25 protein-coding genes are annotated in these 22,558 nt (G+C 65.0%); 12 read left to right on the top strand and 13 right to left on the bottom strand.

The window, feature by feature from the left end:
- Positions 1-8 precede the first annotated feature (8 nt).
- From ACJH7A_RS15555 to ACJH7A_RS15540, 4 genes are read left to right on the top strand one after another with little or no spacing between them, the layout of a single operon-like run.
- Complete coding sequence (locus ACJH7A_RS15555; protein WP_212808147.1) at positions 9-632, top strand: CYTH domain-containing protein; 624 nt, start codon at positions 9-11, stop codon at positions 630-632.
- Positions 632-1,798 carry an FAD-binding oxidoreductase gene (locus tag ACJH7A_RS15550; RefSeq protein WP_212808146.1) on the top strand — a complete coding sequence of 389 codons (1,167 nt, stop codon included), beginning with the start codon at positions 632-634 and terminating at the stop codon, positions 1,796-1,798. The genes ACJH7A_RS15555 and ACJH7A_RS15550 overlap by 1 nt, the downstream gene beginning before the upstream one ends.
- A 14-nt stretch (positions 1,799-1,812) precedes the next feature.
- A complete protein-coding gene (locus ACJH7A_RS15545; protein WP_212808145.1) occupies positions 1,813-2,712 on the top strand; it encodes an aldose 1-epimerase in 900 nt (299 codons plus the stop codon).
- A gap of 37 nt (positions 2,713-2,749) precedes the next feature.
- A complete protein-coding gene (locus tag ACJH7A_RS15540; RefSeq protein WP_406802289.1) occupies positions 2,750-3,493 on the top strand; it encodes a potassium channel family protein in 744 nt (247 codons plus the stop codon).
- A 150-nt stretch (positions 3,494-3,643) separates the two neighbouring features.
- On the opposite strand, the gene ACJH7A_RS15535 is transcribed toward ACJH7A_RS15540, so the two are convergent.
- Both ACJH7A_RS15535 and ACJH7A_RS15530 read right to left on the bottom strand, forming a co-directional pair.
- On the bottom strand, positions 3,644-4,423 hold the full coding sequence (locus ACJH7A_RS15535) for a hypothetical protein (RefSeq protein WP_406802288.1): 780 nt from the start codon (positions 4,421-4,423) through the stop codon (positions 3,644-3,646).
- On the bottom strand, positions 4,420-5,976 hold the full coding sequence (locus ACJH7A_RS15530; protein WP_406802287.1) for a helix-hairpin-helix domain-containing protein: 1,557 nt from the start codon (positions 5,974-5,976) through the stop codon (positions 4,420-4,422). Before ACJH7A_RS15530 ends, ACJH7A_RS15535 begins: the two co-directional genes overlap by 4 nt.
- 281 nt (positions 5,977-6,257) lie before the next feature.
- Between ACJH7A_RS15530 and ACJH7A_RS15525 the strand changes: the two genes are divergently transcribed.
- The 6 genes from ACJH7A_RS15525 to ACJH7A_RS15500 all read left to right on the top strand — a co-directional run bounded on the left by ACJH7A_RS15525 (position 6,258) and on the right by ACJH7A_RS15500 (position 12,021).
- Positions 6,258-6,563 carry a WXG100 family type VII secretion target gene (locus ACJH7A_RS15525; RefSeq protein ID WP_162563296.1) on the top strand — a complete coding sequence of 102 codons (306 nt, stop codon included), beginning with the start codon at positions 6,258-6,260 and terminating at the stop codon, positions 6,561-6,563.
- A gap of 10 nt (positions 6,564-6,573) precedes the next feature.
- Entirely contained in the window at positions 6,574-6,864 is a 291-nt protein-coding gene (locus tag ACJH7A_RS15520; RefSeq protein ID WP_060999431.1) for a WXG100 family type VII secretion target, read from the top strand.
- Positions 6,865-6,939: 75 nt separating this feature from the next.
- Positions 6,940-7,785, top strand: a complete 846-nt coding sequence (locus ACJH7A_RS15515) for a hypothetical protein (protein ID WP_406802286.1) — start codon at positions 6,940-6,942, stop codon at positions 7,783-7,785.
- Entirely contained in the window at positions 7,782-8,936 is a 1,155-nt protein-coding gene (locus ACJH7A_RS15510; protein ID WP_406802285.1) for a hypothetical protein, read from the top strand. The genes ACJH7A_RS15515 and ACJH7A_RS15510 overlap by 4 nt, the downstream gene beginning before the upstream one ends.
- Positions 8,937-10,333: 1,397 nt before the next feature.
- Positions 10,334-11,278, top strand: a complete 945-nt coding sequence (locus ACJH7A_RS15505; RefSeq protein WP_406802284.1) for a secretion protein EccK — start codon at positions 10,334-10,336, stop codon at positions 11,276-11,278.
- Complete coding sequence (locus ACJH7A_RS15500) at positions 11,275-12,021, top strand: hypothetical protein (protein ID WP_406802283.1); 747 nt, start codon at positions 11,275-11,277, stop codon at positions 12,019-12,021. The genes ACJH7A_RS15505 and ACJH7A_RS15500 overlap by 4 nt, the downstream gene beginning before the upstream one ends.
- Before the next feature lie 11 nt (positions 12,022-12,032).
- Here the strand turns inward: ACJH7A_RS15500 and ACJH7A_RS15495 are convergent, their stop codons facing one another.
- The 5 genes from ACJH7A_RS15495 to ACJH7A_RS15475 all read right to left on the bottom strand — a co-directional run bounded on the left by ACJH7A_RS15495 (position 12,033) and on the right by ACJH7A_RS15475 (position 16,959).
- The gene (locus ACJH7A_RS15495; RefSeq protein WP_226520508.1) at positions 12,033-12,404 is read right to left on the bottom strand and encodes a heat shock protein transcriptional repressor HspR; all 372 of its coding nucleotides are present in this window, start codon (positions 12,402-12,404) and stop codon (positions 12,033-12,035) included.
- Positions 12,401-13,585 carry a molecular chaperone DnaJ gene (gene dnaJ / locus ACJH7A_RS15490; RefSeq protein WP_133428483.1) on the bottom strand — a complete coding sequence of 395 codons (1,185 nt, stop codon included), beginning with the start codon at positions 13,583-13,585 and terminating at the stop codon, positions 12,401-12,403. The genes ACJH7A_RS15495 and dnaJ overlap by 4 nt, the downstream gene beginning before the upstream one ends.
- Before the next feature lie 28 nt (positions 13,586-13,613).
- The gene (gene grpE / locus ACJH7A_RS15485; RefSeq protein WP_406802282.1) at positions 13,614-14,261 is read right to left on the bottom strand and encodes a nucleotide exchange factor GrpE; all 648 of its coding nucleotides are present in this window, start codon (positions 14,259-14,261) and stop codon (positions 13,614-13,616) included.
- Positions 14,258-16,120, bottom strand: a complete 1,863-nt coding sequence (gene dnaK, locus ACJH7A_RS15480) for a molecular chaperone DnaK (protein WP_133428481.1) — start codon at positions 16,118-16,120, stop codon at positions 14,258-14,260. The genes grpE and dnaK overlap by 4 nt, the downstream gene beginning before the upstream one ends.
- Positions 16,121-16,311: 191 nt before the next feature.
- Positions 16,312-16,959 (bottom strand): pyridoxamine 5'-phosphate oxidase family protein, encoded by a 648-nt coding sequence (locus tag ACJH7A_RS15475; protein ID WP_406802281.1) that lies wholly within the window; start codon positions 16,957-16,959, stop codon positions 16,312-16,314.
- A gap of 78 nt (positions 16,960-17,037) precedes the next feature.
- Between ACJH7A_RS15475 and ACJH7A_RS15470 the strand changes: the two genes are divergently transcribed.
- Together ACJH7A_RS15470 and ACJH7A_RS15465 are read left to right on the top strand one after the other, a co-directional pair.
- Positions 17,038-18,459: a PLP-dependent aminotransferase family protein gene (locus ACJH7A_RS15470; RefSeq protein ID WP_406802280.1), complete on the top strand. Its 1,422-nt coding sequence runs from the start codon at positions 17,038-17,040 to the stop codon at positions 18,457-18,459.
- Position 18,460: 1 nt separating this feature from the next.
- Positions 18,461-19,183, top strand: a complete 723-nt coding sequence (locus ACJH7A_RS15465; RefSeq protein ID WP_064857514.1) for a hypothetical protein — start codon at positions 18,461-18,463, stop codon at positions 19,181-19,183.
- Here the strand turns inward: ACJH7A_RS15465 and ACJH7A_RS15460 are convergent.
- The 6 genes from ACJH7A_RS15460 to ACJH7A_RS15435 form a co-directional block, all read right to left on the bottom strand.
- Positions 19,180-19,470 (bottom strand): hypothetical protein, encoded by a 291-nt coding sequence (locus ACJH7A_RS15460; RefSeq protein ID WP_406802279.1) that lies wholly within the window; start codon positions 19,468-19,470, stop codon positions 19,180-19,182. The two genes, ACJH7A_RS15465 and ACJH7A_RS15460, sit on opposite strands and share 4 nt — an antisense overlap.
- 257 nt (positions 19,471-19,727) lie before the next feature.
- Positions 19,728-20,069, bottom strand: a complete 342-nt coding sequence (locus ACJH7A_RS15455) for an amino acid aminotransferase (protein ID WP_406802278.1) — start codon at positions 20,067-20,069, stop codon at positions 19,728-19,730.
- A 149-nt stretch (positions 20,070-20,218) separates the two neighbouring features.
- Positions 20,219-20,755 carry a type II toxin-antitoxin system VapC family toxin gene (locus tag ACJH7A_RS15450; protein WP_406802277.1) on the bottom strand — a complete coding sequence of 179 codons (537 nt, stop codon included), beginning with the start codon at positions 20,753-20,755 and terminating at the stop codon, positions 20,219-20,221.
- Positions 20,748-21,566 carry a hypothetical protein gene (locus ACJH7A_RS15445; protein WP_406802276.1) on the bottom strand — a complete coding sequence of 273 codons (819 nt, stop codon included), beginning with the start codon at positions 21,564-21,566 and terminating at the stop codon, positions 20,748-20,750. Before ACJH7A_RS15445 ends, ACJH7A_RS15450 begins: the two co-directional genes overlap by 8 nt.
- 356 nt (positions 21,567-21,922) lie before the next feature.
- A complete protein-coding gene (locus ACJH7A_RS15440) occupies positions 21,923-22,291 on the bottom strand; it encodes an HNH endonuclease (RefSeq protein WP_406802275.1) in 369 nt (122 codons plus the stop codon).
- 110 nt (positions 22,292-22,401) lie between these two features.
- Positions 22,402-22,539 carry a hypothetical protein gene (locus tag ACJH7A_RS15435; protein ID WP_406802274.1) on the bottom strand — a complete coding sequence of 46 codons (138 nt, stop codon included), beginning with the start codon at positions 22,537-22,539 and terminating at the stop codon, positions 22,402-22,404.
- Between the last annotated feature and the right edge of the window lie 19 nt (positions 22,540-22,558).

Raw genomic sequence — 22,558 nt, 5'->3', positions numbered from 1 at the left:
GTTTAACCATGTCCGAGTCCGGCTTCGGCGATTTCGAGTTCGAACGAAAGTTCCTCGTCCGCGACCTGCCCGCTGTCACAGCGTCCGACCCGAGCCCTGCCCTGATCGTGCAGGCCTACCTGTTCGCGTCCGATGGCTATGCCGTCCGGGTGCGCGTCCAGGGCCCCGCTCCGGCCGATCTCAGTGATCCGGCGCTGGACCTCATCGACGCCATCGGCAGCGACTCGATCGGCACCATGACCGCCAAGGGCCCGGCCACCGGCGGCACCCGCTATGAGGCCGAACGCGAACTCGATCCGTTGGTGGCCGGCGAAATCGTCCGTCGCGCCGAGCACGTCGTCACCAAGGTGCGGTATTCGGTGTGGCTGGGTGAGGACGGCTGGATCATCGACCGATTCACCGGCGGCAATGCCCCGCTCCTGCTGGCCGAGGTCGAGCGCGGCGGACCGGTGGTCGACCTGGCGATCCCGACGTTCTGTGTCACCGAGGTGTCCGAGGACGACCGGTTCCGCAACGAGTACCTGGCCCACCAGCCGTACGGCACGTGGGCCGACGCACACCGGCGCGAACTCGACCGGCTGGGCCCCAGCTTCGTCAACACGTTGGGGCAGAACCACTTCGACGATGCCTGATGGGACTTGACGACCGCGAAGCGCTGATGACGGTGCGGGCCGTGGTCGACCCTGCGCGCGGCGGGGACGACGTGATCGGCCGCTTCTACACCCGGTGGTTCGCCGGCGACCTGTCGGCGCGCGACCTCTTCCCACCCGACCTGGCCGGCCAGCGCACCGCCTTCAGCCAGGCGCTGTTCTGGGTGCTGGGCGAGTTCATCGAGCAGCGCGCCGAGGAGCCGGTGGCATTCCTGGCCCAGCTCGGCCGGGATCACCGCAAATACGGTGTGGGACATCAGCATTACGCGGCGCTGCAGGACGCGCTGCTGACCACCCTGCGCGATGAACTCGGCGACCGCTGGGATGCCCGGGTCGCCGAGGCCACCACGCATGCCGTGGACCTGATCGTCGGCGTCATGCGCGGCGCGGCCGATGCCGAACAGACGCCGCCCTATGTCGACGGCACCGTCGTCGAGCATCTGCGCGTCACCCGGGATGTCTCGGTGGTACGACTGCAGCTCGACCAGGCGCTGCCGTATCACGCCGGGCAGTACGTCGCGGTGCAGGTGCCGCAGTGGCCGCGACGCTGGCGACACCTGAGTCCCTCGATGCCGTCAGATGCCAGCGGCGCCATCGAGTTTCACGTCCGCTCCGTCAGCGGCGGCATGGTGAGCACCGCGATCGTCAACCAGACCGCGCCCGGCGACCGCTGGCGACTGTCCAATCCGCATGGCGGAATGCATGTTTCACGTTCCGACGGTGATGTGCTCATGGTGGCCGGCAGCACCGGACTCGCCCCGCTGCGGGCGCTGTTGATGAATCTGTGCCGCGAGGCCGAGAATCCGCGCGTGCACCTGTTCTTCGGCGGGCGCTACCCGTGCGACCTGTACGACCTGCGTGTCCTCTGGGAGATCGCGGCCACCAATCCGTGGCTGTCCGTCACGCCGGTGTCCGAGTACTCCACCGATCCGCCGTGGGCCGCCGACTATCCCGATGTGACGCCGCCGCGCGGGCTGCACGTCCGGCAGACGGGGCTGCTGGCAGACGTCGTGACGAGCTACGGCAGCTGGGGCGACCGGCAGATCCTGCTGTGCGGCGGGCCCGCGATGGTCACGGCGACCAAAGCCGCCCTGATCGCCAAAGGCGCACCACCAGAACGTATTCAGCACGACCCGTTGGCCCACTGACGCTGGAGGAATCGATGGCCGAACTCGACACCGTCGTCTTGCGCGACCCCGAGTCCGCGATGAGGGCGACGTTCGTCCCCGGTGCCGGCATGATCGGCACGTCGTTCGCCGAAGGCGATCTCGAGTTCCTCGGCCAGCGCCGCGGCCTCGACGCCTACCTGGCGAACGCCAAGACCATGGGTATCCCGCTGCTGTATCCGTGGGCGAACCGGTTGGGCGCCAACACATATGACGTCGACGGTGGCGTCGTCACGTTGACGCCCGGCTCCGGCGGTGTCCGTACCGACCCGCACGGCGCACCCATGCACGGTGTCCTGGCCGCGTACCCGGGTTGGGTGATCGTCGAGCAGTCCGCGAATTCGGTCACCGCCGCAGTCGATTTCAACCGGCCCGGCCTGTTGGCGTCGTTCCCGTTCCCGCATGTGCTGACGCAGCGGGCCACGTTGGTGGGTCGTGTCCTGTCGGTCGAGACGACCGTCCGGCCGTCGGCGTCCGCAGCGGTGCCGCTGTGCTTCGGGTACCACCCGTACCTGACGATTCCGGGTGTGCCCCGTGAGGATTGGGTACTGGAGACGCCGGCGATGCGGCACCTGCCGACCGATGATCGCGGATTGCCGTGCGGTGTTGTCGAACCGTGGCCGGCGCAGTCCGCGCCGCTCGGCGACACCGCCTACGACGACGGGTTCGACCAGGTGCCCGACGGCGCGCAGTTCATCCTCAGCGGTGGCGACCACCGGATCACGGTGACGTTCGAAACCGGCTACCCCGCCGCGCAGCTGTTCGCGCCGCCCGGCGACGCATTGGTGGCCATCGAGCCCATGGCCGCGCCCACCGACGCGCTGCGTCGTGGCGGCCACCGCGTCGCGGCGCCGGGTCGACCGGCGACAGCGCGGTTCTCGATCACGGTCAACTGAGTTCCGAAATCGCGGCCGGTGCCGCACACTTTCTGACGTGGATACGCAAGACCGCCTCGACCGGTGGGAACACCGCGCGGAGTGGCCCCTGGCCGCCGTCGCCGCCCTGTTCCTGGCCGCGTACAGCATCGAGGTCCTCGTCCAGCCGACGGGCCTGCTCGCCCGGCTTCTGACCCTGGTGACCTGGTTGGCGTGGGCGGTGTTCACGGCCGACTACGCGGCGCGGCTCTACCTGGCCCCCGACCGCAGGCAGTGGTTCTTCCGGCATCTGGTCGACCTCGCCGTCGTGCTGCTGCCGCTGCTGCGGCCGCTTCGTCTACTCCGGCTGGTCGTGCTCGTCGGTGCCCTGCAGAAGGCCATCGGCAACGCCATTCGCGGCAAGGTGATCATCTACACCATCTCGGGCGCCGTGCTGTTGGTGTACGTCGGGGCGCTGGCGGTGTACGAAGCCGAACGCGGTGCGCCGGACGCCCACATCACGAGCTTCGGCCTGGCGGTGTGGTGGGCGATGACCACCATCACCACCGTCGGCTACGGCGACATGTACCCCGTCACCACCACGGGTCGAGTCATGGCCAGCCTCATGATGATCGGCGGCATCAGCCTGGTCGGTTCGATCACGGCGACCATCGCGTCATGGATCGTGCAGAGCGTGTCGATCGACGATCAGAAACAAGACGCCGTGACGGCGGCGCACATCGAAGACCTGCGAGGTGAGATCGCGCAACTGCGGGAGTTGTTGCGTGACAAGGTGGCTGACCCTGCGGACGCCGGCCATTAGCGGACCAGTGAGGCGCCCCGCGATACCGTCAAGTTTGGTTGACGGTTCCAAACCGTTGCGCCACAACGGGAACGACATCGCGAATGTGCGTACAGCGCGTCGCTGAAGCCAGATCCATGATCTGTCCGCACAGTCGGTGATGCACGAGAATCATTCGACCTCGAATTGCTGCGCCCGTAGTCGTGCGACGGCTCGGCCATTAGTGAGTTCCTCCCGGTTCTCCGGATGCAGCCAGTAATGCCGGATAGCCCAGTAGAGCGCAGTTCCCTCCGGCTGGTAAGCCTGCAGTCCGTTGAGTACCTGCGGCGGAGCGTCTTTCATCACCATCACGGCCGGGCATCGCGATATCTTGCCTTTCGGCGCCTCGTCGATGACATCGACCACGTCACTCCAGGCTCCGCTGGAGGTCGTGCCGAGAACGCTCGAGACTTCAAATCCCTCGGGGGACAATTTCAGATGGCCCCAGCCTTTCGACCAGCCGCGCAGCAGACAATACGCAAGCGAACAAACCAGCCAGGCCACCCCAATGCTGTAACCGAGCCCTTCAAAGGGAACACCTAGCCGTCCGTTGGGGGCGTAGCAGACGAAGATGATCCCGCTCACGAGAGCTGCAGTAGTCGAAACCACGATGACGCATACCAGCGCTCGAGAAGGCCGGAAGAATGTCCCGTCTGCCTCGCTGACCACCTGCCGCAGCTTCCCGGGATTCAAGGCGACCATCGCAAACGCTGCTGTGAAAGTCGCGATGTATACCAGTAGTCCAGCCGCGAAACCGGTAGTCAAGTAGTCGCCTCGCACCAGCAGCTGCACGATCCAGCCCACACAGAGTCCGATGGCAATCACGCCTCCGACGATGTAAACCAGCACGAGATCGCGCGGATGCTTCCAGTGCTCAGGCGTCGGCAATCTCGCTTCAAACAATTGGCTCACCGATTTCGAACGCCGGCGACACGAAGCGCACCGCCGTCCGGGTCGAAGACCAGCACCAGAGAATCACCAAGCTGGGCTCCTGCGGAATGAGCGAGCGTTCGAACCGATCCCATGTTGGGCGCAGCAGGCTCAGATAAATCCCAGGCAATCGGCACCACTCCGTCGGCAGTTTTGAAGTCGCGACAGTGCCCCGGCAAAATGCCAATCGCTTCGGCGACAGCCGGTTCAATGGATAGCCCCGAACCGCGCAGAACCTGTGCTGTTACGGGGATTTCGACTCGAACGCAGCCGTCGGATTGACGAGATGCACCGGGAACCGTGTGCAACGAAGGTATGTTCGGCCACGGGTCATCCGGGCGCCGGCGACGCACCTCGCCATCTTCGACGACGAACGCGAGAGTCGCCAAGTAAGTACGAATCGAGCTTTCCTTGATGTCCGGAAAAGCGTCGACCATGTCGTCAAGCAAGGTTCTTACCGGACTGCGCCCGCCGGCAGCCTCGATACGGCTGATCAGCTCTTGCGCGATGCCGCCGTAAGCCGGGACGTTCCGGCTAGCCAGTGTCCATCGCGTTCGACTTGTTCGAACGAAGGTCGCTTTGCCGTGCAAGGCTTTCAGTACCGCGCGGGCAGACGTTTCGTCGCCCACGACGGCACAAATCTCTTCGGCAGTCATCGGTTCGGAGTTCGAGTGAAGCACGGCGGCGACTTTGTCGCTCAGACCTGCGCTCGACCGGACATATACCCCACCGATCTCTCGCAATGGGAGTGGGTCCAGATACGCCGGAACCGCGTCGCCCCGCACACCCGCAGCCGTCAGGACCGTCGTCAATTCGCCCAGCGTCGGAGCAGGCTCCGCGAGATAGCGCTCACGCACGGCGGTATCGACTCGCCGGCGTCCATCGTGTGAAACGTTCTCGAACCAGCCGTCACGCTCCCTGTATGGCCCGGCCACATAGAGCAACAACCAAGCAGGCTCAGTCATCGGCTCGAGGCCCAACTGACGTATCTCAGAATCGACTGTTGATCGCGGAACATAGATACCCAATCGACGCCCCAACGCCTCCGCTGACTGTCGCACCTGCGAATGAGCTGGCTCTCCGAGCGATTCGGCGAACCGCGACCGGATCCTGCTCTCGTTTCGCCACAGCCAAGTAGGATGCACACCGATCTCGGTCGCCAGGCGGTCCTGCGTGACCTTCTTCGGCGCCCATTCACGCGCCAAAAGAACCTTGCGGTTACGCCAGTCGAGACGTTCCAGCAATCGATTGACCGCCTCCGCAGCGGTTGCCATAGGTGGATCGGCTGCATCTTCGTGCTGTTTCACCGCTGCGCGAGCCGCCATCACGATCGACTCGACAGTTCGTACGCCGATCGATCGGTGCCGCAAGAGGTCCCCGACTGTCGCATCAGCGATGTCGGACCACGTGACGTAAGTGTGCTTATAGGCGCTCTGCGCACGAGCAGGCAACGTTCCATATGGAATAGGTTGAGCACCAAGGGCATCCAACCCAGCCACCAGCTCGCCCAACCGAACGTCAGCGGTGGGCCACATTCGGGCAGCGGTATGAGTCGAGGTCACCGGTCCAAATCGTTCTTGGGCGTGGATTGATGAGGCCGCAGCGGCGCGGCCGGCCGCGGCTCAACACAGCCCAACCATCCTATCGGCGGCGGGATGCGCCAGCTAAAACGACATGGCACCGACTAGCCGGGATTGCCGGTTGCGGGACAAATTGGCGCAGGTACCCCCTACGTCAGCCGACTATCCTAGTTGGGACGACCGATACGCCCCCGGGGCTAAAATCGTTCCGGGGTGTGCGTGCGAAGGGGGGCGGCGTGGCGGACGTAGTCAAGGTCGATACACAGATGCTGCGGCATCAGGTCGCGAAGCTTGAGGAGACGATCGGTCACCTCGAGTCACACGAGAAGACAGTCGGGCACACAATTGACTCATTTGGCGAGGCTCTGAAGGGCGAGACGGGCGACGCCGTCGCCGTGGCTCTGAACAGCTACCAGAAGGCGATGGCCGCGCTGCGCACTGAGCAACACGGGATTACCGAGAAGCTGCAGTCGGCGGTTGCGGCCTACGAATCGACGGACACTAATGCGGCCGCAGGCCTGACCCAAGCAATGCATCTGTAGGGGGACATCAATGGCCGAGCAGGAATGGCACTTTGCGAAGATCGAGCAGACGGTCGGCGACCTCAAGGATGAGCACAAGCGGTTGAACGACATTCTGGTCGAGGAGCGCGCTCGGATTCAGATGGTCAGCAGCGACATCTGGCACGGCACAGCTCGTGAGGGTTGGCAAAACGCTGAGCGCTCGTGGGGCGAGAAGGCCGACGCCGCGCTGGAAGCCTTGAACAAGCTGATCGGCGCCATCCAGGGCGGTCATGATTCGATGGAATCTGCCGAGGGGAAGCTCAAGGGCAAGTTCGGCTGACCGACGCAGGGAGGGGAATTCGGTGTCGAGTAGTCACCGTTCGCTAGGGGCAGCGCGCCACGGGGCGGGCATCAAATGACGCCCACGTTGAAGGTTGATACTGCCCAACTCGCCGCTGCCGGCCAGACGTTTCAGGCAGCGTCGGATGCAGTGCCTGCTGCGCCCGCGTTTTACGTTCCGCCAGCCACAGACAAATTGAGTTCTGCGGCGGCGACCAACGCCCCAAAGTTTGCAGATCCAATAACGACTGGCTTGCCCAAGCTGAAAACAGAGACCGCTGCCTACGCTGCCAACATCAAGGATGCGGCGTCTACCTACACCACGACCGATCAACAAGCTGCTGCTGAGGTGCTGAAGCAAAAGCTCGACGATCCGGCAGGCCAAGGATCGGGCGGCGGCGCCGGTGGCGTGCCAGGGGGAAGCAGCGGAGGCGGATCGGCCGGAGGCGGTGCCACCTCGGCCAAAGCCGGCGCAGCGTCTGCGGCAGCAGCAGGCGCGCCTGGCGCTGGCGGCGATCCAATGAGCCAGCTGAGCCAGCTCGGCCAGATGGGCGGTCAAATGCTGCAGATGCCCATGCAGATGGCCCAGGCAGCGGGGTCGATCCCGCAAGCGGCGATGCAGATGGCCCAGCAAGTAGGTCAGCAGATCGGACAAATGGCCGGCAAGAAGGGCGAGTCCGAGAAGGACAAGCCGGAAGATGCTGAGCAGAAGGCTGCCGAAGACAAGAAACGCGACGACGAGAAGAAGTCGGCCGAAGATAAGTCGCAAGCACAGCCGGAGAAAGACCAGCCAAAAGCCCCAGTCGAGGGCAAGCATGCTGCCGCCCCGATCCACGGTTCAAACGCTGCTCCCGTCCCCCCGTCCTCATCTGCACCGCGCCACGCGGCACCGACCCGACCCAATGTGGAGGAACAACTGTGACCCAGCCACCGCAGTCCGGCCCGTGGGGCGCTCAGCCCCCACAGCAGCCCGGAAACTGGCAGGGGTACCCCGGTGGACAACCGGGGCCGGGTCCGCAGGGGCAATGGAACCCGCAACAGCAGTGGCCGAGTCCCGCGCCCGCTCCGCAGAAAAAGGGCCCACTGAAGTGGATCCTTGGTGCGATCGCACTGATCGCCGTTATCGCGGTAACAGCTGTGGTGGCGGTGTCGTGCGCCGGCGGCAATGGCTCCAATAACGGCGGCGGTGGTACGACGACATCAGGATCGAAACCCGACATTGCCAGCGCTAACGACACCGGACCGGTCTCGGTGATCACCGAGGACCCCTCGTGTGCGCCGTGGCTACCTGTGAACAACATAGTCGGCGATGCAGAAAAGACCGACTGGGGGAAGCGGGACGTGTCAGTTCCTGCAAGCGCGTGGACCCCCGAAATACAGTCCCTATACAAGTCAGTCGGAGATGCGATGCGCACCGCCGCCGATCAAACTGTGCCGCTCGCCAAACTCACGCCCCACAGAGTGCTACGCGAGCTGTATCAGCAGTACATCGCTTATACGCGCATATTCGTCGATCACATTCCGACCTATACGCAAGCCGACAACAATGCTCACGCCGTCGCCGCAACTACCGCGTCAGTAATTAACGGAATTTGCACTGCGATAAGCTCCGGGTCGGCGGCGACTCGCGGTCCGCTGGTATCGCCAGCGGATAACCCAGGGCAAACAGCACCAATCGGTAGTCCGAGCAGCCCCGAGATATTCATGAAATCCCCGGACCTGCAATGCTTGGAATGGGGTCGCACATTAGACGAATTGACCTCCAATCCGATATTTGCAGATTGGCTCAAGATCGATTCCAACACTCCAGCCAGTGGTTGGTCACCTCAAGACAAGTCCACCAACGACGCCGTAAAGCCCATATTGTCACGCGCCATCGACACATATGAACAACTCACGCGGAAGGATTCAAACCCGACTGCAGCAGACTTTGGCACGTTGGCTGTGCAGTATGGACGCGCGTTCGTCCAGGGTATGCCCACTTACACGTCATCGGACCTCAATTTGTATATGGTCTTATTGCGCGCGCCCGCAATAATCACATCAGCATGCAAGGCTGCGGGTGCGAATTAATGGGCGATATTCCAAAGCCGAGTGGCGCCGACGGGATGTTGGACCCTGGGGGCTGGACCGACGCAAGCGAAAGCCGCTTTTATCAAGTTGCGCAAGATTGCCTCGGTGCCCTCAACAGCCTCGTCAATCGAGGACTTATCCCGTGGGACCGCAAGCACAAAGACACATTCACGAACGGTGGGGGAATTTGGTCGGGCGACGCAGCCGGCGCCGGCAACCTCAAGGGCAGCTCTCTGCTCCAGAATTTCACCGCATTACAGAAGCAACTTACTGCGGCCACGAACTGGAACTACGACCTATCACAGACCACCATAAGCGCGAAAACGACGATTACTAAAAATGTATCAGCAGCGCTCGATTACATTTCCAAACTGTCCCAAGATGACCCTGACTATGAAACCAAGGTGCGCGACAAGAAGGCCGAATGCTTAAAAGCTAACGTCGGCGTCATATCAGCAGCGGCCAACGGGGTCGCACCTCCGGAAACGTATAAACCGCAGCTGAGTGGGGACCAACTGCTAGCCAACGGCTTACCAACCGGGCCGCCCGCAGGCATGGTTCCTCCGGCCGGTAGTGGGCCGTCCGCGCCCCCGGCGGCACCCCCGGCGGCGCCGAAACCCGGACAAGGCCCCGCAGTCGACCAACCGTCGAAACCCGGAGGAACCCCGGCAGCCCCTCAGGGAGCACCGCAACAAGCGCCACAACTACCGAAACCCGGACAAGGCCCCGCAGTCGACCAACCGTCGAAACCCGGAGGAACGCCGGCAGCCCCTCAAGCAGCCCCTCAGGGAGCACCGCAACAGGCGCCACAACTACCGAAACCCGGACAAGGCCCCGCAGTCGACCAACCATCGAAACCCGGAGGAACATCGGCAGTCGCTCAAGCCCCCAACCCGTCTACCGCCAGCGGCGTTCCCGCGGCAGCGCCATCAGGACCCAGGTCGACAGCCGCCACGTCAAGTGGCGGAGGCTCGCCATCCACGAGCGCCAGCAGCGGAAGCCCCAGCTCAGCCAGTAGCCTCGGAACCGGCGGTGGCTCCGGCACACCCCAGTCAGGCAACCCCAGCGGGCAGCCCACCGGGGCGCAGACCCCGACCGGCCAACCGAACAACCCTCTGCAGCAGGGGTTGCAACAGTTCGGCCAAGGTCTGCAGAACAGCGCGGCGAATGCACAGCAGCCACTGGCCGCAGCCCAGCCAGCGACGCAGCAACCCACGACGCCGCCTCCGGCAACACCAACTGGTGCGGCCGGCGGCACATCCGGAACGAGCGCGGCTCCTGTCGGTGCCGCGTCGGCGGCAGGCGGTGGCGGTCCCGTCGGTGGCCCAGCTGCTGCAACGCCGGCTGCGCCCGCAGCGCCGCTAGGCCCAGCGCCGACACCTTCGCCGGCAGCACCAGTGGCGCAACCCGGGCCAACGGCGCCTGCAGGTCCAGGTGTCGCCGCAGCCGGCACAAGCAACCAGCAGGCTGCTGCCGCAGCCGCGCCGATCCCCGTCAGCCCGGCGCGCGCAGAGCGCGACGCCATGGCAGCAGCAGCCAAAGCCGGTCTTCTGCAACGGAAGTCAGCAGGAAACACCGACGCAGACATCGAGATCGCGCGGCGCATTTCCGCGGCATTGCATGCGCCGCCGTCTATTCCGGCGGCGAGTTATCAGTTCACGTGGGCGGTTGGGGTCACGTCCGAGGGCCAAATTCTCGCGGCCAATTCGTACGGCATCGGCTACATCCCAGATGGCGTGAAACTGCCGGGTCAGGTGACGCTGGTCAGCGCAGACGAGGCAATCCCACCGGCTGAACGCGGCCGGTGGGTGAATGTCCCATTCCTGGCGCTGCAAGGGTGGGCACAGTTCCACGGCAAGACGCTACGCGCGATCATCGGCACGCCAGAAGAGGTCAAGCCATACAAGTCGAGCATGCATGCCGAAGAGCTGGCGCCTGACGACATCCCCGCCGATGGCACCATGCAGGGTCGGTCCCGGCTGCAAGTGATCGCGCCCGAAGCCGCTGCGCGACTGGAGGAATGGTCTGACGTCACGCTGTACGAGGCGCTGCCGCCTCGCCCGGTGCAGGATGCCCCACCCGACGCCAAACAGACGATGAAGCTCTGGGTCGAGACCATCAAGCCACTACTGCGCACCACTGGCACCAACGGTCCGATCGACCATCTGATCAAGCTCATCGCTTACGCCGACCATATGCAAAGCATCGAGCTGTATAAGGCGTACACCGCACCGCATGTGGCCGCGCAGCGCGAGGCCATGTCGGATTGGATTTACTGGCAACATGTTTCGTCGATCTGTCAGGACGCCACGAATCCTGTTCTTGGCAGTGTTCAAGCGTGAACGACCACAGTGAGGGATGGGAGCGGACTGCCGTCCGGCCGTTCGAAGTCTTCCCTGAGCTGTATCAGCACATGGACACGCAATTGCTGTCGGCCATCGCCAGCGACGACGATGTCAGCCGAGCAGCTGCGGTCGGCGCTGCCAGCCGTGAGGTAGTCGGTCGAATAGCTCATCTACGTGAACCGTGGGTGCTGAACGTCGAGGCAGACAGCACGATCGAGTCGATCGACCGGCACGCCCTAAAGCTGTTCGAGCGCGGTGCGCCAGAGATCGGAGAATGGGTCCAGCGCATTCTCGGTCATTGGCGGCGGCAGCGGTCCTGGTTCAACGTAACTGTCGACGTCGTCGCCGCGGCTGACAACAAGGACCTGAGCCGCGTCACCATCGCGTCTGCCGACTGCATCAGACGCGCCACATTTGCGTTCTTGGACGTCGATTTTGGCCCTATCCCACCGCTGTCGAACGACCCGTTCTACGGGGTATTGCTTGCCGCTGGCGAAATTTTCACAACCCACCGCGACCAGATTCCTCTTCGGGTGCAATTCGATTGCGTCGGCGGGCTGGCTGCCACACCCGAGCACAACCCCTGGGTGGCAGCGCTTATCGATCAAGAACTCGTGATCTACCGTCGGCTCTATCGAGTGTTTTTCCAACTCTTGGAACAAGCCGGCATGTTCGACGACCGTGACGACGACCGCGAGTTCTTCTACACACCTGACGAGGTGGACCGCCAAACCCGTTGAACCGCTGGGGTTCAGCTCCGCTGCGAATTCCCCCGCCGCCGCGGTTCCCACAGCACCAACGCCGTGCTGGGCTTGCGGACGCGTTCGAGTTCGGCGGTCACCTCGGCGAGCCGGGCCTGCAACGCCTCGACCTGATTCGTCAGCTCGATGATGCGCTTGATGCCGGCCAGGTTGACGCCCTCGTCCTGGGACAGGCGCTGCACCTCGCGCAGCAGGTCGACGTCGTGCTGCGAATAGCGCCGACCGCCGCCCGAGGTGCGTTGGGGGCTGACCAGGCCGAGCCGGTCGTATGTCCGCAACGTCTGTGCGTGCATACCGGCCAGCTCGGCGGCCACCGAAATCAGGAAGGTCCGCGCTTCCTCTGTCTTACGCCGGGCACTCATAGCGACCCCGCCCAACCGGCCCGCGGATCAAATCCACTGGCCCGCTCTGCTTTTGCGTACGCCTCAAGCGCCTCCGCCGCTTCACCCTCGAGGTTCGGCGGCACAGCCACCTTGACGGTGACCAGCAGGTCGCCATGACCGCCGTCGCTGCCGCGCTTGGGCACACCGCGCCCACGCACGCGCAGGATGCGGCCGTCGGACGTGCCCTTGGGCACCCTGACGCCAACCTTGCCTTCCAGCGTCGGCACGGAAAGCGTTGTCCCCAATGCCAATTCATGGAAGCTCACCGGAACGGTGACGGTGAGATCGTCGCCGTCACGGCCGAACACCTTGTCGGGCCGGACGTGCACGGTGACATACAGGTCGCCCGAGGGCGCCCCGCGTAGACCCGCTTCGCCCTGCCCGGCCAGCCGGATGCGCTGACCGTCGGTGACACCCGGAGGGATGCGCACGTTGATGGTGCGCGTCCGGGTGGAGACGCCGGTGCCTTTGCACTCGTCACACGGGTGCTCGATGATCGAGCCCGTGCCGCGGCATTCGGTGCACGGCTCCGAGAAGCCGAACGCACCCTGGTTGCGGTTGATGACGCCGGCGCCGTTGCAGTTGGGGCACACCTTCGGGCTGGTGCCCGGGCGCGCGCCACTGCCGTGGCAGTTGGTGCAGGGTGCCGGGCTGGTCAGGCGCAGCGGCATGGCCACGCCCTTGGTCGCTTCCAGGAAGCTCAGCTCGGTTTCGGTTTCCAGGTCGTTGCCGCGGCGCGGACGGCTGGGGCGCGGCTGCTGCGCGCCCCGGCCGAACAGGCCGCCGAACAGGTCACCGATGTTGGCGCCGCCGGTCTGCCCCGCCTGGTCGAACAGGTCGCCCAGGTTGAACTCCGACGCGTCGCCGCTGAAACCTCCGAAGCCGCCTCCGCCGCCGCTGAACCGGCGGCCGAATCCACCGTTGGCGAAAAGCCGCCGGGTTTCGTCGTATTCGGCACGCTTGGTGTCGTCGGTCAGGATCTCCTTGGCCTCGGTCGCCGCTTTGTAGCGTTCCTCGGCCGCGGGGTTGTTCGGATTGCGGTCCGGATGGTTGTCGGCCAGCACCTTGCGCGCGGCGCGCTTGATCTCATCCTTGGTGGCGTCAGAGGTGACGCCGAGTTCCTTGTAGAAGTCCTTCTCGACCCATTCACGTTGAGCCATGTCGCGTCACCTCCTCAGCGTCGCTCGGTTACTCGTTTGATTCTGATTTCTGTTCGGTCGCAGCGTCGGTATTGGCGGGCGTGTCGGGCGCATCAGCTGCGGGTTCGGCGTCGACGACACCGACCAACGCGTGCCGCAGCACCTGCTCACCGAGCTTGTAGCCGCGACGCATGACGGTGCCCAACACCGGGTTGGAGCCGTCGCCCTCGTGCTGAACGGCCTCGTGCAGCGACGGGTCGAACGCGTCGCCCTCGGCGCCGAACGACGTCAGCCCTAGGCCCTCCAGCGCACCGGAAAGCTTGTCCGCCACCGACTTCAGCGGTCCGGACTCCAGATCGCCGTGGGCGCGGGCCCGCTCGAGGTCGTCGAGCACCGGCAAGAACTGGTGCACGACAACCGCTTTGGCCCGTTCGGCCGCGGCCTGCTCCTGACGGACCGACCGCTTGCGGTAGTTGTCGTACTCGGCCTTCAGCCGCTGCAGGTCTGCTTTCAGCTCGGCGGCTTCGTCGGTCACCGGAGCCTCCGCGGCCTCGCCACCTTGACCAGTGGCCGGGGAGCCCGGCGCCGACCCCTCAGGGGCCGACGCCGGAGCGCCCTCACGCGGTTCGCCGGTTTCCGGATCGATGCACCGCTTGTCGGTGATGGTCACCGGCTCGTGCGAATCGTCCTGGCTCACTTGTTCTCCTGATCGTCCTCGACAACCTCGGCGTCCACGACGTTGTCATCTGCGGCGGCGCCACCCGGAGCACCCGCACCGGCGCCGGCGGCCTGCTCGGCCTGAGTGGCCTCGTAGATCGCCTGGCCCAGGGCCTGGCTCTCGACGCCCAGCTTCTCCATGGCCGTCTTGATGGCGGCGATGTCGGTGCCGGCGAGCGCCGTCTTGGCCTCGGCGATGGCACCGTCGACCTTGGTCAGCGTCTCCTCGGGGACCTTCGAGCCGCCCTCGGCTTCACGCTGGTCCTTGACGAACTTCTCCGTCTGGTAGACGAGCGACTCGGCCTGGTTGCGGACGTCGGCCTCTTCGCGACGCTTCTTGTCCTCTTCGGCGTGCGCCTCGGCGTCCTTGATCATCCGGTCGATCTCCTCCTGGGACAGGCCGGAGCCTTCCTGGATCTTGATCGTGTTCTCCTTGCCCGTGCCCTTGTCCTTGGCGGTCACGTGCACGATGCCGTTGACGTCGATGTCGAAGGTGACCTCGATCTGCGGCACACCGCGCGGGGCCGGCGGGATGCCGGTCAGCTCGAAGCTGCCGAGCAGCTTGTTGTGCGCGGCGATCTCACGCTCGCCCTGGAAGACCTGAATCTGCACCGACGGCTGGTTGTCGTCGGCCGTGGTGAAGGTCTCGGACCGCTTGGTCGGGATGGTGGTGTTGCGCTCGATCAGCTTGGTCATCACGCCACCCTTGGTCTCGATACCGAGGGACAGCGGGGTGACGTCAAGCAGCAGAACGTCCTTCACCTCACCCTTGAGCACACCGGCCTGCAGCGCGGCGCCGACGGCGACGACCTCGTCCGGGTTGACGCCCTTGTTGGGCTCCTTGCCACCGGTCAGTTCCTTGACCAGCTCGGTGACGGCGGGCATACGGGTCGAGCCACCGACGAGGACCACGTGGTCGATGTCGGAGACCGAGATGCCGGCGTCCTTGATGACCTGCTGGAACGGCTTACGGGTGCGGTCCAGCAGATCCTGGGTGATGCGCTGGAACTCCGAGCGGGTCAGCTGCTCGTCGAGGAACAGCGGGTTCTTGTCGGCGTCGACCGTGATGTACGGCAGGTTGATCGAGGTGCTCTGGCTCGAGCTCAGTTCGATCTTGGCCTTCTCGGCAGCCTCACGCAGACGCTGCATGGCCATCTTGTCCTTGGTCAGGTCGATGCCGCTGGTGCCCTTGAACTTCTCCACGAGCCAGTCGACGATGCGCTGGTCCCAGTCGTCACCACCGAGGTGGTTGTCACCGGAGGTCGCCTTGACCTCGACGACGCCCTCGCCGATTTCCAGCAGCGAGACGTCGAAGGTGCCACCACCGAGGTCGAAGACCAGGATGGTCTGTTCCTTCTCGCCCTTGTCGAGGCCGTAGGCCAGGGCGGCCGCGGTCGGCTCGTTGACGATGCGGAGCACGTTCAGGCCGGCGATCTGGCCGGCTTCCTTGGTGGCCTGACGCTGAGCGTCGTTGAAGTACGCCGGGACGGTGATGACGGCGTCGGTGATGTCCTCACCGAGGTACGCCTCCGCGTCGCGCTTCAGCTTCTGCAGCGTGCGCGCGCTGATCTCCTGCGAGGTGTACTTCTTGCCGTCGATGTCGATGGTCCAGTCGGTGCCGATGTGGCGCTTCACCGAACGGACGGTCCGGTCGACGTTGGTCACGGCCTGGTTCTTGGCGGGCTGGCCGACCAGCACCTCGCCGTTACGCGCGAACGCGACGACCGACGGGGTGGTCCGGGAGCCCTCAGAGTTTGCAACGACGACGGGGTCGCCGCCCTCCAGCACCGCGACGCAAGAGTTGGTGGTCCCGAGGTCGATACCGACCGCACGAGCCATAGTGATGCCTCCTGATAGACGTTGTTGGGTGATCTGAGCGAACTGCGCTCAAGCTTGCTATCGGACGGGGCCGTCTGTCAAGCCGAACTTGAGTCTGTTGCACTCAACTTGTTGTCGGTGAGTCCAACCTGGGCAGTTCGCGATCTATTCCCGATTCCCCAAAAATGTCTACCGGGGGCCGTCGACGCTGGTCAGGCGCCTCCAGCGGCGACCATCGCCCGCACCGAATCCGGCAATTCGGCCGTCGACCACTCCGCCCGCCGGGGCTCTCCGTACGTGACGGAGAACGGCACGATGCCCGCCCACGCGTCGGTTTCCTCGTCGGGCTCAGCCAGCGGGCCGCCGTTGACCTTGTACACCCAGTCGCCGTCGACGATCGGCAGGGAGATGACGTTGGTCGCCGCGATCTCCTTCGGCAGCATCGCGCGCACCTCAGCGGTGCGGCCCGGGATCAGCAGCTCACTGAAGCGCTCGAGCAGGGCCGCCCGATCCTCCCGACGAGCGGGTTCCACCTCGCCGTACAGCACCGCGGAGCGGTAGTGCACCGAGGAGTCAAAAGTGCTGTGCGCCACCACAAGTGCATCCATGGCCGTCACACAGAAGGCAACCTGCTTCCCTGCGCCGTTGACGCCCAGCGTGCCCGCACCGGTCGAACCGTGGATGAGAATCCGATCCTCGTGACGGACGTACAGCGTGGGCACCGCAAGGGGGCGAACCTTGCCGTTCGAGCGGGCCACATCGCCGACGCTGAGCACGCCCCACCACTGCCCATCGAGGAACTCCTCGAGAGCGGCGCGCGCCGTGGACTGACGACCGTACTTGCGGGTGACCTTTTCCATGAGTCCACACCATCATCATTGCGGCCTGGTTGGAACAGCCAGAAATACCCAGTTCTGGCAGGCCAGTATTCTGACTGGGTGGCGCGGCACACACGGGCGGTCCATCTGCCCCTCGACACCACCGATCTCAGCGCCAGGGCGATCGCGAGTCAGTTGGTGGCGCTGATCGCCGCCGGACAGGTCGGCGACGGCGACTGGCTGCCGTCGACCCGCGCCCTCGCGCATGAGGTCGGCGCCTCGCGAACGATGGTCGCGGCCGCCTACGACGAACTGGTGGCCGCCGGATTTCTCGAGGGTGTGCCCGGTGCTGGAACCCGGACAACCGTCGGAGCCACCGCAGCCGCCCGCGCCGGGCTATCCAGCCGCGCACCGCGCCTGGACGACTCCGTGGTGCGGCCGTCCCAAACTACGGCGCCCCACGTCGACGCCGTCGATCTGCGCCCCGGTACCCCCGACACCGGGCTCATCGACATGCGGGCATGGACCCGCGCGTGGCGGGCCGCGGCGTCGTCCCGGCCGACGACGCTCTCGCCGTGGCAGGACACCGACGATTCCTTCACCGCCGCCATGTCGCACCACCTGCGCACCAATCGGGGTGTCGACACCGACACGGTTTTCGACGTTCCCGGTTCGACCGCGGCATTTCAGGCACTGGCGGCGGTCAGCGGCCTCACCCGCTGTTATCTCGAGTCACCCTGCTATCCCGCCGCCGCTGACGAATTCAGCCGCGCCGGCTTGGATCTGGTTTTCGTCCCCGTCGACCACGACGGGCTCTGCGTCGACAGCCTCGGCGACGAGGCCGGCATCGTCTACACCACACCCGCTCACCAGTACCCGCTCGGACACCGGCTCTCGGTGAACAGGCGGGCCGCGCTCGTGGCGTGGGCCAAGCGCACCGGGTCGATCATCATCGAAGACGACTACGACGGTGAGTTCCGCTACGGCGTCGCACCGCTGCCGGCAATCCGGTCGATTCCCGGCGCCGGAGAACACGTCGCCTACGTCGGCACCGCGTCCAAGATGCTGGCGCCGAGCCTGGGCGCCGCCTGGTTGGTGCCGCCACTGCCCCTGCACGACGCGGTCCAGACCTACCTTCGCGAGCACCGCCTCGCGGTCGCCACCATCGCGCGCATCGCCCTCACCGCCTTGATCAGCGGCGGCGAGCTCCAGCGGCACCTGGCGCGAGCAAGCCGCGAATACCGTTGCCGCCGAGACATTCTCATCACCGAACTCGAGGCACGCTGCCCCGACCTCGAAGTTCTCGGCGTTCAGGCCGGCCTGCATGTCGCCATCCTGCTGCCCGATGGCCGCCCCGATCGCGACGTTGCCGAACTGCTCCGCGCCGATGGCCTGCTCGTCTCGCCGCTTTCGGCCTTTCCCCAACACTCCGGCTCCGAGATAAACGGCATCGCAGTCAATTTCGCGCAGATCGACCGGCCGGCCGCCGGGCGCTTCGCCGAATGCACTGCCGCAGCCCTCACTCCGGGCGCACCATGGTGAGATGAATGCCGACCCGCACACGGCAGTCGATGAGATTGCGCCTGACATCTATCGGCTCTCCACCTGGATTCCGGACATCACCGAGAACGGCTTCACGTTCAACCAATTCCTGCTTACCGGCGACGAGCCCTTTCTCTTCCATTGCGGCCAACGACAACTTTTCCCACTCGTGTCTGATGCCATCAGCCGAGTCATGCCACTGCATAAGCTGCGCTGGATCTCGTTCGGCCACCTCGAAGCCGACGAGTGCGGCGCGATGAACCTCATGCTGGCCGCGGCGCCGCATGCCGAGGTCGTGCACGGCGGGCTGGCACTGATGCTGTCATTGGTCGACATGTGCGACCGGCCTCCCGTCCCCGCCCCCGACACGGCGCTGGACATCGGCGGCCACCGACTCAGATTCATTGCCACACCGCATGTTCCGCATAATTGGGAGGCCGGGCTGTGGTTCGACGAAACGACCTCCACCCTGCTCGCCGGTGACCTCTTCACCCACACCGGACACTGCCCACCGCTGACCGAATCCGATTGCGTGGCTCCAGCGCTCGAGGCGGAAGCCATCTTCCACGCCACCGGACTGACGACGAACCTCGCTCCGACGCTCGAGCAGCTCGCCGTGTTGAACCCGTCGACGCTTGCCCTCATGCACGGTTCGTCCTACGCCGGCGATGGTGCGGCGCAGCTACGAGCACTCGCCGAGGGGTATGCCGCGATGGCCGTCTAGAACGGTGCGGGTTCATCCCAGGCTTCTGCCGCGAGGGCCATTTCGAGTTCGCGGCAGCGGCGCCATTCCTCGGCTGCGATGGTTTCTTCGTTGAGCATGCGTGCTTGGTTGACGAGTTGTTGGCGTTCTTGGGCGCGGGTGCGTTTGCGTTTGGGCATGCAGTGACCGCGGCCAGGGGTTCGTGGCGGTTCCTCGCTGATCTCGGGTGTGCCGGTGGGTGTGGCCAGTTGGGGATACCAGTGGGCGCCTTCGGGTTTGGTGATGTAGGTGTGCCCGGTGGGGGCCACCCAGACGACGGTGCCGTCGGGGTATTGGTGGTCGGTCCAGCCGTGGAATGTTTTGAGTAGGTGGTGACACCAACTGGCATGATGACACTTCTAGCCAACGACTCAGGCGACGGTCTGACCAGCGAAGATACCGCAGGCTGACACGCCCGCACCGGCCCGCGGGGTAACGTGACGGGCGGTGCAGCCAAACGGGTCGGTGAGGCCGCGGCGGGATCGGGACCTATGTCGAGCAGGGTCCGCCACGGCGCTGCACCCCGTCACAGCCTGCTGGCGCACTCCGCGGCGATGGTGAACAGCCGGGCCACCCGAGCGGGGTCGGACCACCCTGTGCCGCCCGCTCGCACCGTGGCCGCAAGGTCCGCCAGCTGCCCGGCGGGACGGCCGTCTGCCACGTTGTACGCGACGATGCCCGCGGCGTCCATGGCGTCGCACCAGCGCAAACCGGCGAACGCATCCGCTGCGTCGAGCAGCGCGGCCAGCTGTTGCAACTCCACGCGAGACGTTGCGATGCCGGTAGTTTCGGGCTCCAGGATCAGGTGGGTCAGCGCGGCTGCAGCAGGGTCAGCCGGGTCATCTGGCGGCGTGTAGTCGGTCGTCATGGTGGTGAAGCTAGCTCCAATAGTGGCCAAAAACAATGTGGCACAAGGCTATTCATCCTCGGTGGGGAGTGTTATTCACGGACGGAAATTTTCCCCACCCGCGGGGAGCGAATTTCGTCCGCTGTGATGTAGTCAGCACACCGACTGACTCAAGAATGATCGAATTCCGCGAGTTCGAATATGGTCTGCTGCCAAACCACCTCGGTGTAACTGACTTTCACACCTTCAACCGTTTGCCCAACAGGGAAACCGCCGTCACCGGTCATCAGGTAATCGCAGCCGAGGCGAATCGCAGCCGCCAGGTGCATGGCGTCTGCGCCTTTCATCTTCTTGCGGGCCTCGGCATAGTCTCGCCACTCCTTTGCCAGCCGAGCGGCGTCGCGGGCAAGCACCCTGTCTACGTCGGTGTACTTGCAATCGCGTGCGTCAAACCAACCGCGCACCTTCTTGAGAAACGTCTCGCCATCGTCGCGTTGAGCCGCGAATCGGCCCACCTCGGCGTCGACCAGGGCTGAGGTACCCAATGTCACCCGACCGTCATTCACGGCGTCCAGGAGCTCCTTTGCTGCCTTCCACCGAGGGTCGCTCGTCCTCGGGTGCGGCAGGGGCTCCTGAGTCAGCAGGTCCAAATACACGCAGGTGTCCACGTAGATCAGCGGCGGTGATTCGCCCTTGCGCTTAGCCATCGCGCAGCTGCTCGATGAACTCGTCTACCGACATGTCGCCCAGCCAGCCGGCGGCTATGCCGAGCAGCTCGTCAGTCGATGGCCGACCGGCGTTGTCTTCGGGCATCTGCTCGATACGGTCGACGTCAATGTGGATGGGCTGGCCGTTGGAGTTGCGCTTGATGATCCCGCCCAGCAGCACACGATGGCGCCAGAGCAGGCGTAACTGCTCAGTTTGCGACTCCCCGACGAATCCCGTAATGGCTTGGCGCTGTATGTCATCGCGCAGCGTCACGTATACCCCGCCGCCGCGCCGCTGCACGTGCCTCAGCGCCGAAAGGGTGCCCGTCACCGATCCGTAGGAATAGTGAACAGGCTTCACCGCAGCGGCCGCATTGTCTTTCACCGCGTTGTCCAGCTCCACGAGGTCGCCCGTGCTGCCGTTGTACTCGGCCAACGAAACGCCCGCGACGCCAACAGTCGGCGTGGCCAGCTGAGCCAACCGCGTGACCGTCTTCGTCGCGAACAACTCCGGAACCGCTGGGCGCTCCTGCAACACCTCCGCACCGTCCACCAGCGCCTTGACCGGCACCATCATGTCGGATACGTCACGCCGCGACGGAACGTTGCGCGGCTTCAAGCGAACGACCAGATCATCGCTTCGGTGCTCAAGATGGTCCAGGACCCAAGTCGCACGGGTGCCGCGGAGCAGATACACCTGGTCCACTTCCCGCAGCGACAACACAATTTGGTCGAGCGTCCGAGTGAATGTCGATACCTCGGCACGCTCGCGCCCCTGGTGCAGTCGCACCTCCAAGCCCGTCGCCCCCACGCCCTCACCGTAGCGCCGGGGTGTGACTCTCGTGCCGCATTCGCATATCGAACCGATCAACCGAACGGACAACCGGTGACGGCACGAAAAGTGAACAGAATTCGTTGGCGCACCGGTCGTTCGGTGAAGCCCACGGAATGTGTTGCTGACCAGGCGATTCGGTGTGTCGACCGACCCGTCTGGAAAGCGTTGCGCGGCAGTGCGTGCTGCCATCCGTTTTTCTGACCTTTTGCCGGGGGGGTAAGACCCCTACCGGTCGGCAGGGGCGGTCCCTCATGCCGGCCGACTTTGCCGGTACCCCCCGCCAATGGGGCCGTGGGAGCCCGGCCGCGGGGGTTGGGCCGGGTGGTGCGGGATCACCAGACTTCGGACGGCTCACCGATATCGAGGTGTGGTTCCTCATCACCGCGCATCTGGTTACACACCAGGTGTGACGGACGGAAGTTGTGGATGTCGTCGGCCAGCTCGGGATGTGCCGTCACGGTCTCGGCATGGTCGACGCTGAACGACTCGGGGTGCGGGTACTCCAGGCTGTAGTCGATGCGCCGGAAGCACAGCCAGCACTCGTCATTGCGCTCGCGGCACTCCTGGCGGTACTGGCGCTTGAGGTCCTTGTAGTGGTGCTGGCCTCGGTCGAAGCCAGTGTTGCGTGCCGTCATGGTGTTGGCCTCCAACGATTGCGATGTGCCGTTGTTGTTGTCGATCGGAACGCTGCCCCGGGGCATGGGGGGGTATGGGCCGGTGGCCGTGGCGCGCCCCAACAGGGACAGGCGCACCACGGCCACCGGTTCGGCACCGCGCCAGCGGGAAGACGGGCCGCCGGGGTGCCGGTCTGTCAGGAGTAGTTCGTGACGGCGGGCTCAACGAACAACACGCCGCACCAGGTGCGCGACCGCCACACACGTTGCCGCGCGAGCTGCCGCACCCGATCCTCGGTCAGCGACATTCGTTGCGCCGCTTCCTCGACCGTCACGAACCCCTCCCAGTCGTCC

This window comes from Mycobacterium sp. SMC-17, from assembly GCF_045310915.1.
Lineage (GTDB): Bacteria > Actinomycetota > Actinomycetes > Mycobacteriales > Mycobacteriaceae > Mycobacterium.
The sequence above is the reverse complement of the archived record's forward strand: the minus strand, read 5'-3'. Positions and strand labels throughout refer to the sequence as shown.

What these genes read in the sequence shown, in the direction of transcription:
- ACJH7A_RS15555 (WP_212808147.1), top strand. Translation starts at nt 9, where the DNA reads ATGTCCGAGTCCGGCTTCGGCGATTTCGAGTTCGAACGAAAGTTCCTC.
- ACJH7A_RS15550 (WP_212808146.1), top strand. Translation starts at nt 632, where the DNA reads ATGGGACTTGACGACCGCGAAGCGCTGATGACGGTGCGGGCCGTGGTC.
- ACJH7A_RS15545 (WP_212808145.1), top strand. Translation starts at nt 1,813, where the DNA reads ATGGCCGAACTCGACACCGTCGTCTTGCGCGACCCCGAGTCCGCGATG.
- ACJH7A_RS15530 (WP_406802287.1), bottom strand. Translation starts at nt 5,976, where the DNA reads ATGTGGCCCACCGCTGACGTTCGGTTGGGCGAGCTGGTGGCTGGGTTG.
- ACJH7A_RS15520 (WP_060999431.1), top strand. Translation starts at nt 6,574, where the DNA reads ATGGCCGAGCAGGAATGGCACTTTGCGAAGATCGAGCAGACGGTCGGC.
- ACJH7A_RS15515 (WP_406802286.1), top strand. Translation starts at nt 6,940, where the DNA reads ATGACGCCCACGTTGAAGGTTGATACTGCCCAACTCGCCGCTGCCGGC.
- ACJH7A_RS15495 (WP_226520508.1), bottom strand. Translation starts at nt 12,404, where the DNA reads ATGAGTGCCCGGCGTAAGACAGAGGAAGCGCGGACCTTCCTGATTTCG.
- dnaJ (WP_133428483.1), bottom strand. Translation starts at nt 13,585, where the DNA reads ATGGCTCAACGTGAATGGGTCGAGAAGGACTTCTACAAGGAACTCGGC.
- dnaK (WP_133428481.1), bottom strand. Translation starts at nt 16,120, where the DNA reads ATGGCTCGTGCGGTCGGTATCGACCTCGGGACCACCAACTCTTGCGTC.
- ACJH7A_RS15475 (WP_406802281.1), bottom strand. Translation starts at nt 16,959, where the DNA reads ATGGAAAAGGTCACCCGCAAGTACGGTCGTCAGTCCACGGCGCGCGCC.
- ACJH7A_RS15465 (WP_064857514.1), top strand. Translation starts at nt 18,461, where the DNA reads ATGAATGCCGACCCGCACACGGCAGTCGATGAGATTGCGCCTGACATC.
- ACJH7A_RS15455 (WP_406802278.1), bottom strand. Translation starts at nt 20,069, where the DNA reads ATGACGACCGACTACACGCCGCCAGATGACCCGGCTGACCCTGCTGCA.
- ACJH7A_RS15450 (WP_406802277.1), bottom strand. Translation starts at nt 20,755, where the DNA reads ATGGCTAAGCGCAAGGGCGAATCACCGCCGCTGATCTACGTGGACACC.
- ACJH7A_RS15440 (WP_406802275.1), bottom strand. Translation starts at nt 22,291, where the DNA reads ATGCCCCGGGGCAGCGTTCCGATCGACAACAACAACGGCACATCGCAA.